This window comes from Dechloromonas hankyongensis, from assembly GCF_022012295.1.
In the GTDB taxonomy this organism is placed as follows: Bacteria; Pseudomonadota; Gammaproteobacteria; order Burkholderiales; family Rhodocyclaceae; genus Azonexus; species Azonexus hankyongensis.
In genome coordinates this window covers 820,572-834,057 of the sequence record NZ_JAKLTN010000001.1, presented here as the reverse complement: position 1 = coordinate 834,057, position 13,486 = coordinate 820,572, and the positions used below count along the sequence as shown (strand labels likewise).

Sequence of the window (13,486 nt, the reverse complement as noted above, 5' to 3'; positions counted from 1 at the left end):
TATCCAAAGCAGAGACAATGATTAGCCTCCGCCGACAAAGACCATAAATTTTATGGCCGATCAACCCCCGTGTCAACGTGACCCGGGGGTTGCCTAACGATTTACAGGCCCTGATCTGCTTCCTGCGTTGCGTTTTCGACAGCAGCTTCTTCGAGCGGACGATTGGCTGCCTGATCTTCGCCAGCCGCCTGGGCCTTGCGGCTTCGGTGGTAGGCCAGACCGGTACCGGCCGGGATGAGGCGGCCGACGATGACGTTTTCCTTGAGACCACGCAGTTCGTCGCGCTTGCCCATGATGGCGGCTTCGGTCAGAACGCGGGTGGTTTCCTGGAAGGACGCCGCCGAGATAAACGAATCGGTCGACAACGAAGCCTTGGTGATACCGAGCAGCATGTGATCGAACGTGGCCGGCAGCTTGCCTTCGGCATTGGCACGATCATTTTCGGCCAGCAGTTCGGCACGCTCGACCTGTTCGGACTTGATGAACTTGGTGTCACCCGGTTCGACGATGGTCACGCGACGCAGCATCTGGCGAACGATCACTTCGATGTGCTTGTCGTTGATCTTCACGCCCTGCAGACGGTACACGTCCTGGACTTCGTCGGTGATGTAGCGGGCCAACGACTCGACGCCCTGCAGACGCAGGATATCGTGCGGATCCGGTTCGCCTTCGACGATCTTCTCGCCCTTGTTGACCACCTGGCCGTCGTGCACCAGAACGTGCTTGTCCTTCGGGATCAGGAACTCGTGGGCGATACCGTCGAGGTCGGTGATGACCAGACGCTGCTTGCCCTTGGTGTCCTTGCCGAAGCTGATCGTGCCAGTGGTTTCTGCCAGCACGGAGGCATCCTTCGGGGTACGGGCTTCGAACAGCTCGGCCACACGCGGCAGACCGCCGGTAATGTCGCGAGTCTTGGCGGATTCCTGCGGCATACGGGCCAGCACGTCACCGACACCAACCGTCTGACCGTCGACCACGGAAATGATCGAGCCGACCTGGAAGGCGATGGAGACCGGATGGTCGCTGCCGTGGATTTTCACTTCCTGACCGCTCTCGTCGAGCAGCTTGACGACCGGGCGGACGCCCTTGGTGGCTGCCTTGCCGCCGCGCTTGTGGTCGATAACGACCAGCGTGGACAGGCCGGTCACATCGTCGACCTGCTTGGCGACGGTGACGCCTTCTTCGACGTTTTCGAAGCGGACGATACCGGCGTACTCGGTGATGATCGGACGAGTGTGAGGATCCCAGGTCGCCAGCTTGGTGCCTGCCTTGACGGCCTTGCCTTCATCGACCGACAGCATGGCGCCGTACGGCACCTTGTGACGTTCACGCTCCCGGCCATGGTCGTCGGTGATCAACACTTCGCCGGAACGGGAAATGACGACCTTCTCGCCCTTGGCACTGGTCACGAAACGCATGTTCGAGGTGTAGCGGACGGTACCGGCCGACTTGCCTTCGACCTTGTCGGCGACGGCAGCACGGGAAGCGGCACCACCGACGTGGAAGGTACGCATGGTCAGCTGGGTACCCGGTTCGCCGATCGACTGGGCGGCGATGACGCCGACCGATTCGCCAGCATTGACCATGGTGCCGCGACCGAGATCACGGCCGTAGCACTTGGCGCACAGGCCGTAGCGCGTATCGCAGGTCAGCGGGGTACGGACCTTGACTTCGTCGATGCCCAGCTTGTCGATCAGGTCGACCAGATCCTCGTCGAGCATGGTGCCGGCGAAGATGACGGTTTCCTGGGTTTCCGGATCGACCAGATCGTCGACCGTGACGCGGCCGAGGATACGCTCGCGCAACGGTTCGATAACTTCACCGCCTTCGACCAACGCCTTGACGGCGAAGCCGTTCTTGGTGCCGCAGTCGTCTTCGGTGATCACCAGATCCTGGGTCACGTCGACCAGACGGCGCGTCAGGTAACCGGAGTTGGCGGTCTTCAGCGCGGTGTCGGCCAGACCCTTACGAGCGCCGTGGGTCGAGATGAAGTACTGGAGAACGTTCAGGCCTTCACGGAAGTTGGTGGTAATCGGCGTTTCGATAATCGAGCCGTCCGGCTTCGCCATCAGGCCGCGCATACCGGCCAGCTGACGGATCTGGGCAGCGGAGCCGCGGGCGCCGGAGTCGGCCATCATGTAGATGGAGTTGAAGGAGTCCTGCTTGACCTTCTTACCGTGGCGGTCGACGACTTCCTCGTGGCCGAGTTCGTCCATCATCACCTTGGCAACCTGATCGCCGGTACGGCCCCAGATATCGACGACCTTGTTGTAACGCTCGCCTTGGGTGACCAGACCATTCGTGTATTGGGTCTCGATTTCCTTAACTTCGGCTTCCGCCTCGGAAATGATCTCGTACTTCTTGGCCGGGACGCGCATGTCGTCCGAGCAGAAGGAGATGCCGGCGCGGGTCGCCAGAGCGTAACCGTTCTGCATCAGCTTGTCGGCGAAGACGACGGTTTCCTTCAGGCCGCAGCGGCGGAAGGACTCGTCGATCAGCTTGGAGATTTCCTTCTTCTTCAGCGCCTTGTCGATCGCCTTGAAGGGCAGTCCCTTGGGCAGGATCTTGGCGAGCAGGGCACGGCCGGCAGTCGTCTCGACGCGCACCATCTTCTCTTCCCACTCGCCATCGACGGCAGCCGGTTCGTATTGCTTCAGGCGAACAGAGATGCGGGCGTGGACGTCAAGTTCCTTGGCGGCCATGGCGCGCTCGATTTCGGCGACGTCAGCGAAGTACATGCCTTCGCCCTTGGCGTTGATACGCTCGCGGGTGGCGTAGTACAGACCGAGAACGATATCCTGCGATGGCACGATGATCGGCTGGCCGTTGGCGGGCGACAGCACGTTGTTGGAGGCCAGCATCAGGGTGCGGGCTTCCATCTGGGCTTCCAGCGACAGCGGCACGTGGACGGCCATCTGGTCACCGTCAAAGTCGGCGTTGAATGCCGCGCAGACGAGCGGGTGCAGCTGGATGGCCTTGCCTTCGATCAGGGTCGGCTCGAAAGCCTGGATACCCAGACGGTGCAGGGTCGGCGCACGGTTCAGCATGACCGGATGTTCGCGGATGACGTCTTCCAGGATGTCCCACACCACCGGTTCCTGGCCTTCGACCATCTTCTTGGCTTGCTTGATGGTGGTGGCGTAACCGAGCACTTCCAGCTTGTGGAAAATGAAGGGCTTGAACAGCTCCAGGGCCATCAGCTTGGGCAGGCCGCACTGGTGCAGCTTGAGCTGCGGACCGACCACGATGACCGAACGGCCGGAGTAGTCGACGCGCTTACCCAGCAGGTTCTGACGGAAACGACCGCCCTTGCCCTTGATCATGTCGGCCAGCGACTTGAGCGGACGCTTGTTGGCGCCAGTCATCGCCTTGCCGCGGCGGCCGTTGTCGAGCAGCGAGTCGACGGCTTCCTGCAGCATGCGCTTTTCGTTGCGCACGATGATTTCCGGGGCCTTCAGCTCGAGCAGACGCTTCAGACGGTTGTTGCGGTTGATGACGCGACGATACAGATCGTTCAGGTCGGAGGTCGCAAAGCGGCCGCCGTCCAGCGGCACCAGCGGACGCAGGTCCGGCGGCAGCACGGGCAGCACTTCGAGGATCATCCAGTCCGGCTTGATGCCCGACTTCTGGAAACCTTCGAGGATCTTCAGGCGCTTGGCCAGCTTCTTGTTCTTGGCTTCGGAACCGGTGACTTCCAGTTCGGCGCGCAGGGACTCGACTTCGCTGTTCAGCTCGAGGTTGCGCAGCAGTTCGCGAATACCCTCGGCGCCCATCAGGGCCTGGAAGTCGTCGCCATGCTCCTCGACCATTTCCAGATACTGGTCTTCGGTCAGCAACTGGGCACGTTGCAGGTTGGAGACCATGCCCGGGTCGGTCACGACGTAGGCTTCGAAGTACAGGACGCGTTCGATATCGCGCAACGTCATGTCGAGCACCATGCCGAGACGGGACGGCAGGGACTTCAGGAACCAGATGTGAGCGGTCGGCGAGGCCAGTTCGATGTGACCCATGCGGTCGCGACGAACCTTGGCCAGCGTCACTTCTACGCCGCACTTCTCACAGATGACGCCGCGGTGCTTCAGGCGCTTGTACTTGCCGCACAGGCACTCGTAGTCCTTGATCGGGCCAAAGATCTTGGCGCAGAACAGACCATCGCGTTCCGGCTTGAAAGTACGGTAGTTGATGGTTTCCGGCTTCTTGACTTCACCGTAGGACCAGGAACGGATCTTCTCGGGCGAGGCGAGGCCAATGGTAATCGCGTCGAATTCTTCCTCGGCGGTTACCTGCTTGAACAGATCGAGCAATGCTTTCATCGTTTAACTCCTAAGCCCTGAATCAGTAACGTTCCAGATCGATGTCGATCGCCAGCGAACGGATTTCCTTGACCAGCACGTTGAAGGATTCCGGCATGCCGGCATCGATACGGTGCTCGCCCTTGACGATGTTTTCGTACACCTTGGTACGGCCATTCACGTCGTCGGACTTGACGGTCAACATTTCCTGCAGCACGTAGGAAGCGCCGTAGGCTTCGAGCGCCCACACTTCCATTTCGCCGAAGCGCTGGCCGCCGAACTGTGCCTTGCCGCCCAGTGGCTGCTGGGTAACCAGCGAGTACGGGCCAGTCGAACGGGCGTGCATCTTGTCATCGACCAAGTGGTGCAGCTTCAGGTAATGCATGTAGCCGACCGTGACCTGACGCTCGAAAGCTTCACCGGTACGGCCGTCAAACAGGGTCATCTGGCCGGAGGACGGCATGCCGGCGAGCGCCAGCATGGCCTTGATTTCCTCTTCCTTGGCACCGTCGAACACCGGGGTGGCGAACGGCACGCCGGTGGTCAGGTTGCCGGCCATTTCCATCACTTCGGCGTCGTTCAGCTGGTCGAGATCCTCGGACTTGCCGTTCGAGTTATAGACCTTGTCGAGGAAGCCGCGGACTTCCTTGACGCTGGACTGGGCACGCAGCATGGCGCCGATCTTGTGGCCGAGGCCCTTGGCGGCGAGGCCGAGGTGGACTTCAAGAATCTGACCAACGTTCATTCGGGACGGCACGCCGAGCGGGTTCAGCACGATGTCGACCGGGCTGCCGTCTTCCATGTGCGGCATGTCCTCGACCGGCAGGATGCGCGAGACGACGCCCTTGTTACCGTGACGACCGGCCATCTTGTCGCCCGGCTGCAGACGACGCTTGACGGCCACGTAGACCTTGACCATCTTCTGCACGCCCGGCGGCAGTTCGTCGCCCTGGGTCAGCTTCTTGCGCTTGGCTTCGAAAGCGATGTCGAAGTCCTTGCGGGCTTGCTCCAGACCGTCCTTGACCTGCTCGAGCTGCTGGGCAGCTTCGTCGTCGGACAGGCGAATGTCGAACCAGTGGTGCGGGTCCATGCCGTCCAGGTAGGACTGCTCGATGACCGAGCCCTTGGCCAGCTTCTTCGGGCCGCCATTGGCCTTCTTGCCGAGGATCAGACGACCGACACGCTCAAAGGCGTCGCGTTCGACGATACGCATCTGGTCGGCGAGGTCGAGCTTGTAGTGACGCAGGTGCTCGTCGATGATCGACTGGGCACGCTTGTCGCGCTCGATGCCTTCGCGGGTGAACACCTGGACGTCAATGACGGTACCGGCGATGCCGGACGGCACGCGCAGCGAGGTGTCCTTCACGTCGGAAGCCTTCTCGCCGAAGATGGCGCGCAGCAGCTTCTCTTCCGGCGTCAGCTGGGTTTCGCCCTTCGGCGTGACCTTGCCGACCAGCACGTCGCCAGCTTCGACTTCGGCACCGATGTACACGATGCCGGAATCGTCCAGACGGGAGAGCTGGGCTTCGCCGAGAGAGGCGATGTCGCGGGTGATTTCTTCAGGTCCGAGCTTGGTGTCGCGGGCGACGACCGTCAATTCCTCAATGTGGATCGAGGTGTAGCGGTCTTCGGCGACGACGCGTTCGGAGATCAGGATCGAGTCTTCGAAGTTGTAGCCGTTCCACGGCATGAAGGCGATCAGCATGTTCTGGCCGAGGGCGAGTTCGCCCTTGTCGGTAGAGGCACCGTCGGCCACCACGTCGCCCTTGGCGATCACGTCACCAACCTTGACCATCGGGCGCTGGTTGATGTTGGTGTTCTGGTTGGAACGGGTGTACTTGACCAGGTTGTAGATGTCGACACCGACTTCGCCGGCGATGGTTTCGTCGTCATTGACGCGGACCACGACGCGGCCGGCATCGACATAGTCGACCTTGCCGCCACGCAGGGCGACGACGGCCGTACCCGAGTCAACCGCCACGGTGCGCTCGATACCGGTACCGACCAGCGGCTTTTCCGGACGCAGGCAGGGAACGGCCTGACGCTGCATGTTGGCGCCCATCAGCGCGCGGTTCGCGTCGTCGTGCTCGAGGAACGGAATTAGTGAGGCGGCGACGGAAACGATCTGGCCCGGGGCCACGTCCATGTACTGAACGCGCGACGGCTCGGCGAGGATGGTTTCGCCCTTTTCACGGCAGGTGACGAGGTCGTCGGACAGGCGGCCTTCGCCATCCAGCGCGGCGTTGGCCTGAGCGACGACGTAGTTGCCTTCTTCGATGGCCGACAGGTACTCGATGTCGTTGGTCACCTGGCCGTCATTGACCTTGCGGTAGGCGGTTTCGATGAAGCCGTAGCTGTTCACGCGGGCGAACAGAGCCAGCGAGTTGATCAGACCAATGTTCGGACCTTCCGGCGTTTCGATCGGGCAGACGCGGCCGTAGTGGGTCGGATGCACGTCGCGGACTTCGAAGCCGGCGCGCTCGCGGGTCAGACCGCCCGGGCCCAGAGCCGAAACGCGGCGCTTGTGGGTGATTTCCGACAGCGGATTGGTCTGGTCCATGAACTGCGACAGCTGGCTGGAACCGAAGAATTCCTTGATGGCGGCGCTGATCGGCTTGGCGTTGATCAGGTCGTGCGGCATCAGGTTGTCGGATTCGGCCTGCGACAGACGCTCCTTGACGGCGCGTTCGACGCGGACCAGACCGGCGCGGAACTGGTTCTCGGCCAGTTCGCCGACCGAACGCACGCGGCGATTGCCGAGGTGATCGATGTCGTCGATTTCGCCGCGGCCATTGCGCAGCTCGACCAGGATGCGGATCACGTCGACGATGTCGCGCGGCGACAGGGTCAGCTGTTCGCGGACTTCGATATTGGCGCCCAGCGGCTTCAGCTTGGCGGCCAGCGCCTCGGCTTCGGCTTGCGTCGAGTTCTCGATCATGGCACGGGCGCCGAACGGCAGCAGGCTGACCAGATCCTGAATCGCCGACAGGGCAAAGCCGGAGGCTTCGGCCAGGTTCTTCAGGGCTGCTTCGGCCTTGGAGGCCAGGCCCTTGACCATCAGCTTGTATTCGATGACGTCCTGACGTGACAGGCGACGGTTGAACTTCATGCGGCCGACGCCGGACAGGTCGTAGCGCTCGTCGGAGTAGAACAGGCCGTTGAACAGGATTTCAACCGCTTCTTCCGTCGGCGGCTCACCCGGACGCATCATGCGATAGATGGCGATGCGGGCAGCCTGGCGGGTGGCGGTTTCGTCGGCACGCAGGGTGTTCGAGATGAAGGCGCCACGATCGAGATCGTTGGTGTACAGGGTCTCGACGGTCAGGATGTCGGCTTCGCGCAGCTTGGCGAGCAGGGTCTCGGTGATTTCGTCGTTGGCATTGGCCACGACTTCGCCGGTGGCCTTGTCGATGATGTTCTTGGCGACAACGCGGCCGACCAGGAATTCGTCCGGCACGGCGATCTGCTTGATGCCGGCAGCGCCGATCTCACGGATGTGCTTGGCGGTGATGCGCTTGTCCTTGGCGACGATCAGCTTGCCGTCCGGGCCAACGAAATCGAAGCGGGCCACTTCACCGCGCAGGCGTTCCGGGACCAGCGTGAATTCGACCTTGTCCTTGCCGAGCAGGAAGGTGTCGAATTCGAAGAACTGGGCCAGGATTTCCTCGGACGACATGCCGATGGCCTTGAGCAGCGTGGTGACCGGCATCTTGCGGCGCCGGTCGACGCGGAAGAACAGGGTGTCCTTCGGATCGAATTCGAAGTCCAGCCAGGAACCGCGGTAGGGAATGACGCGTGCCGAGAAGAGCAGCTTGCCCGAGCTGTGGGTCTTGCCGCGGTCGTGCTCGAAGAACACGCCCGGCGAGCGGTGCAGCTGGGAAACGATGACCCGCTCGGTACCATTGATCACAAAAGAGCCGTTGGTCGTCATCAGGGGAATTTCACCCATGTAGACTTCCTGTTCCTTCACTTCCTTCACGGTATCCGGAGCTTCGCGGTCCATGATGACCAGGCGGACCTTGGCGCGCAGCGACGACGCGAAGGTCAGGCCGCGCTGGTGACACTCGGTCACGTCGAAGGCCGGCTCGCCCAGCATGTAGCTGACGAACTCCAGGCGAGCGTTGCCGGAATGCGAAACGATCGGGAAAATCGAGGTAAACGCAGCCTGCAGGCCTTCGTTCTTACGTTTTTCCGGGGCCACCTCGTCTTGCAGGAAGTCCTTGAAAGACTGCAGTTGGGTCGCCAACAAGTAAGGAACGTCCAAGACACTGGCGCGCTTGGCGAAGCTCTTGCGGATGCGTTTCTTCTCGGTGAAGGAGTAAGTCATGGTAACTCCGTGAGGATGAAATCAAACATAAAACCTGTGGAAACAGGCAAACGCAAACGGACTCCCCTCTCTTCGCAGAAAGAGAAAAGTTCGGTTTGCGTTTGCCGGCTGGCAGTGTTCAACGTCGCTTGCAGTATTTCGGTCTAACCTGTTTTACAAAGCACAAAAGGGCTGGCGGTTTTTGCCGCCAGCCCCGAGGGCAAAAGTCGATTACTTGATTTCGACCTTGGCGCCAGCGTCTTCCAGTTGCTTCTTGAGGGCTTCAGCGTCAGCCTTGGCAATGCCTTCCTTGACCGGCTTCGGAGCGCCGTCAACTAGGTCCTTGGCTTCCTTCAGGCCCAGGCCGGTAGCAGCACGAACGACCTTGATGACTTCAACCTTCTTGTCACCAGCGCCGGTCAGGACGACGGTGAATTCGGTCTGTTCTTCAGCAGCGGCAGCAGCGCCACCACCAGCCGGGCCGGCGACGGCGACGGCAGCGGCGGAAACGCCAAACTTCTCTTCGAATGCCTTGACCAGGTCATTCAGTTCCATAACGGTCAGGGAGCCAACGGCTTCCAGGATGTCTTCTTTGCTAATTGCCATTTCAAATAACTCCTAAATCAGTTCGTAAGCGGTACGGTTAAGCGGCAGCTTCTTCGCGCTGGGTGGCCAGTGCAGCCAGACCGCGGACGAAGCCGGCGACCGGAGCTTGCATGACGTACAGCAGCTTGGAGAGCAGCTCTTCGCGGCTCGGGACGGAAGCGAGCGCTTGAACGCCTGCCTTGTCGAGCACCTTGCCGGCGTAGGAACCGGCCTTCAGGACGAGCTTGTCGTTGGTTTTGGCGAAGTCGGCAAGGACCTTCGCAGCGGCCACCGGGTCGGCGGAAACGCTGTAAATCAGCGGTCCGACCATTTGGTCAGCCAGGCCAGCGAACTCAGTGCCCGCGACCGCGCGACGTACCAAGGTGTTCTTCAACACACGCAGGTAAACGCCAGACTCGCGTGCCTTCTTGCGCAGCACGGTGAGGTCGGTAACCTCGATGCCACGGTATTCGGCGACGACGATGGTCTGAGCGTTGGCCACTTGTGCCGACACCTCAGCTACAACCGCTTTTTTGTCGTTCAGATTGAGACCCACGGGTCTTTCCTCCTTTCAAGTCATAACACGATGGAAAAATTCCATCGCCCTTACGGCGACCTGAACCAGAAGCTATGCTGCCCGTTGCCGGTCAGCAGAAAATCTTGTTCGGGGACACCGTCTGCGCAGGTTGCTTTCGCGATTAAGCCCCGTTGCGGGGGCGCCTGCGGTCTTTGACGATCTGCAGACCTCCGCCGAAGCGAAAATCTGCAGCCCAAAGTTCTATTAAGCCAGCACCGTAGCCTGGTCGACGCGAACGCCGGGGCCCATGGTGGCGGAGACGGCGATCTTCTTCAGGTATTGACCCTTGGAAGAAGCCGGCTTGGCCTTGTTCAGCGCGTCGATCAGCGCCTTCAGGTTGCTTTCCAGGCTCTCGACGGAGAAGGAAGCGCGACCGATGGTGGCGTGAACGATACCAGCCTTGTCGGTGCGGTACTGCACCTGACCGGCCTTGGCGTTCTTGACGGCGGTGGCGACGTCCATGGTCACGGTACCGACTTTCGGGTTCGGCATCAGGCCGCGCGGACCGAGGATCTGACCGAGTTGGCCGACGACCTTCATGGCATCCGGGGTGGCGATGACGACATCGAAGTTCAGGTTGCCGGCCTTGACTTCGGCAGCCAGGTCGTCAAAACCGACGACTTCGGCGCCGGCAGCCTTGGCGGCTTCAGCCTTGTCGCCCTGGGCGAACACGGCGACGCGAACGGACTTGCCGGTACCGGCCGGCAAAACGACGGAGCCGCGAACGACCTGGTCGGACTTACGTGCATCAACGCCGAGGTTGACGGCCACGTCGATCGATTCGTCGAACTTGGCAGTGGCGGTTTCCTTGGCCAGGGTCAGCGCTTGCTGCAGCGGGTACAGCTTCTGCGCAACGACCTTGTCAGCCAGGGCTTTTTGTTTCTTCGTGAGCTTGGCCATGATTACAGACCCTCCACCGTGATGCCCATCGAGCGGGCGGAGCCGGCGATGGTTCGAATAGCTGCTTCCATGTCGGCAGCGGTCAGGTCAGGCATCTTGGTCTTGGCGATTTCCTCGCACTGGGCGCGGGTGATCTTGCCGACCTTGTCGGTGTGCGGCTTGGCCGAACCAGACTTGATACCAGCAGCCTTCTTGATCAGGATGGTCGCCGGCGGGGTCTTCATCACGAAGGTGAAGGACTTGTCCGCATAAGCAGTGATGACAACCGGAATCGGCAGGCCCGGCTCGACGCCTTGGGTCTGGGCGTTGAACGCCTTGCAGAATTCCATGATGTTCAGACCGCGCTGACCCAGCGCGGGACCGATCGGGGGCGACGGATTCGCCTTGCCGGCCGGCACTTGCAGCTTGATGAAGCCTACAATTTTCTTGGCCATGATTGCTCCTAAATTATGAGTGGTAGCGCGCTTTGGTCGCAGGACTGCCGACTACTGACGCTCCTCTTGCCGAAATCAGGGTTTCCGGCCGACCCTAAAACCAGGATCAGGCTTTTTCGACCTGACCGAATTCCAGCTCTACCGGCGTGGCGCGACCAAAAATGGTCACCGACACACGCAGGCGATTCTTTTCGTAATTGACGTCCTCGACCGAGCCATGGAAGTCGGTGAAAGGACCTTCCTTGACGCGAACGACCTCGCCAACTTCGAACAGCACCTTGGGACGGGGCTTTTCGACACCCTCCTGCATCTGCTGCATAATCTTGTCGACTTCCTTCTGGGAAATCGGCGTCGGCTTGGTGGCGGTACCGCCGACGAAGCCCGTAACCTTCGGGGTGTTCTTGACCAGATGCCAGGAATCGTCATCCATGTCCATTTCGCACAGCACATAGCCCGGGAAGAACTTGCGCTCGGAAATGGCCTTCTGACCACCCTTCATTTCAACCACTTCTTCGACCGGAACGAGAATCCGGCCGAACTTTTCCTGCATGCCCAAACGGGTAATGCGCTCCTGAATGGCGCGCATTACACTCTTTTCGAAGCCGGAGTAGGCGTGTACGACGTACCAGCGTTTGCTCATGATTTCTTCCAGCCCAGCACCAGGTCGTAGAGAACCCATTCGAGGCTCTTGTCAGTCAGATACAGGAAGACCGCCATAACCACGACAAAGGCGAAAACCGCCCCGGTGGTCTGCATGGTTTCCTTGCGAGTCGGCCAGACGACCTTCTTGGCCTCGACCACTGCCTCGTTGCCAAAAATGAAGAAGCGCTGACCCGGCTCAGTTTTCCAAGCCACGACAACTGCCAGCGCCAACCCAACGAGGACCGCCAGGACGCGCAAAATCATTGCCTGCTCGGAGAGCAGATAGAAGCCAGCCACGCCGGCCGCCAGAATAACCAGCGCCAGCGCAAACTTGATCTTGTCAGCCATGACGTTCGCGATCTTTAAAGAGAGTGGCAGGGGCGGAGGGAATCGAACCCCCGACCTTCGGTTTTGGAAACCGGCGCTCTACCAATTGAGCTACACCCCTGCAGCAGAGACACTAAAGCGCCCCGGTTCCCCGGAGCGCCTTTGCAACTTTTACAGCTATCGATTACTCGATGATCTTGGCTACGACGCCGGCGCCGACGGTACGACCGCCTTCGCGGATGGCGAAGCGCAGACCTTCTTCCATGGCGATCGGAGCGATCAGCTTGACCGTCATCTGGATGTTGTCACCAGGCATGACCATTTCAACGCCTTCCGGCAGCGAGATTGCACCGGTCACGTCGGTGGTGCGGAAGTAGAACTGCGGACGGTAGTTGTTGAAGAACGGGGTGTGACGACCACCTTCGTCCTTGGACAGAACATACACTTCGCCCGTGAAGTGGGTGTGCGGGGTGATGGAGCCCGGCTTGCACAGGACTTGACCACGCTCGACGTCTTCACGCTTGGTGCCACGCAGCAGGGCGCCAATGTTGTCGCCGGCCTGACCTTGGTCGAGCAGCTTGCGGAACATTTCGACACCGGTACAGGTGGTCTTCTGGGTCGGACGGATACCAACGATTTCGATTTCCTCGCCAACCTTGACGATGCCGCGCTCAACACGACCGGTCACAACGGTACCGCGACCGGAGATGGAGAAGACGTCCTCGACCGGCATCAGGAACGGCATGTCGACAGCGCGCTCCGGGGTCGGGATGTAGGAGTCCAGGGCGTCAGCCAGACGGAAGATGGACGGCTCGCCGATTTCGGACTGGTCGCCTTCCAGGGCCTTCAGTGCGGAGCCGTGGATGATCGGGGTGTCGTCGCCCGGGAAGTCGTACTTGGAGAGCAGCTCGCGCAGTTCCATTTCGACCAGCTCGAGCAGCTCGGCGTCGTCGACCATGTCGCACTTGTTCATGAACACGAGAACGTACGGCACGCCAACTTGGCGGGCGAGCAGGATGTGTTCGCGGGTTTGCGGCATCGGGCCGTCAGCGGCGGAACAGACCAGGATGGCGCCGTCCATCTGGGCGGCACCGGTGATCATGTTCTTGACGTAGTCGGCGTGGCCCGGGCAGTCAACGTGGGCGTAGTGACGGTTGGCGGTTTCGTATTCGACGTGGGCGGTGTTAATCGTAATACCGCGGGCCTTTTCTTCCGGCGCAGCGTCGATTTCGTCGTATTTCTTGGCAGCGCCGCCGAACTTGGCAGACAGCACGGTGGTGATCGCAGCGGTCAGCGTGGTCTTGCCGTGGTCAACGTGACCAATCGTGCCAACGTTTACGTGCGGTTTCGTACGCTCGAATTTTTCCTTAGCCATTCCAGTTCCTCAATAATCAGATAAATAAAAATCCAGAATCCAAGCTAA

9 protein-coding genes and 1 tRNA gene are annotated in these 13,486 nt (G+C 60.7%); all 10 read right to left on the bottom strand.

What is annotated here, in order from left to right:
• Window positions 1–101 precede the first annotated feature (101 nt).
• Complete coding sequence (gene rpoC, locus LZ012_RS03955) at window positions 102–4,313, bottom strand: DNA-directed RNA polymerase subunit beta' (protein WP_275707760.1); 4,212 nt, start codon at window positions 4,311–4,313, stop codon at window positions 102–104.
• Between the two features lie 22 nt (window positions 4,314–4,335).
• Window positions 4,336–8,619 (bottom strand): DNA-directed RNA polymerase subunit beta, encoded by a 4,284-nt coding sequence (gene rpoB, locus LZ012_RS03950; protein WP_275707758.1) that lies wholly within the window; start codon window positions 8,617–8,619, stop codon window positions 4,336–4,338.
• A gap of 210 nt (window positions 8,620–8,829) precedes the next feature.
• Window positions 8,830–9,204, bottom strand: a complete 375-nt coding sequence (gene rplL, locus LZ012_RS03945; RefSeq protein WP_150429704.1) for a 50S ribosomal protein L7/L12 — start codon at window positions 9,202–9,204, stop codon at window positions 8,830–8,832.
• 37 nt (window positions 9,205–9,241) lie between these two features.
• Window positions 9,242–9,739, bottom strand: coding sequence for a 50S ribosomal protein L10 (rplJ, locus tag LZ012_RS03940; protein ID WP_150429703.1), 498 nt, complete (start codon window positions 9,737–9,739; stop codon window positions 9,242–9,244).
• Window positions 9,740–9,964: 225 nt separating this feature from the next.
• Window positions 9,965–10,660, bottom strand: coding sequence for a 50S ribosomal protein L1 (gene rplA / locus LZ012_RS03935; protein WP_275707756.1), 696 nt, complete (start codon window positions 10,658–10,660; stop codon window positions 9,965–9,967).
• A 2-nt stretch (window positions 10,661–10,662) separates the two neighbouring features.
• The gene (rplK, locus tag LZ012_RS03930; protein ID WP_275707754.1) at window positions 10,663–11,094 is read right to left on the bottom strand and encodes a 50S ribosomal protein L11; all 432 of its coding nucleotides are present in this window, start codon (window positions 11,092–11,094) and stop codon (window positions 10,663–10,665) included.
• Window positions 11,095–11,200: 106 nt separating this feature from the next.
• A complete protein-coding gene (gene nusG, locus LZ012_RS03925) occupies window positions 11,201–11,734 on the bottom strand; it encodes a transcription termination/antitermination protein NusG (RefSeq protein WP_275707752.1) in 534 nt (177 codons plus the stop codon).
• On the bottom strand, window positions 11,731–12,084 hold the full coding sequence (gene secE / locus LZ012_RS03920; protein ID WP_275707750.1) for a preprotein translocase subunit SecE: 354 nt from the start codon (window positions 12,082–12,084) through the stop codon (window positions 11,731–11,733). The genes nusG and secE overlap by 4 nt, the downstream gene beginning before the upstream one ends.
• Window positions 12,085–12,108: 24 nt before the next feature.
• Window positions 12,109–12,184 (bottom strand) — tRNA-Trp (locus LZ012_RS03915).
• Window positions 12,185–12,247: 63 nt separating this feature from the next.
• Complete coding sequence (gene tuf / locus LZ012_RS03910) at window positions 12,248–13,438, bottom strand: elongation factor Tu (protein ID WP_275707748.1); 1,191 nt, start codon at window positions 13,436–13,438, stop codon at window positions 12,248–12,250.
• Window positions 13,439–13,486: the final 48 nt, after the last annotated feature.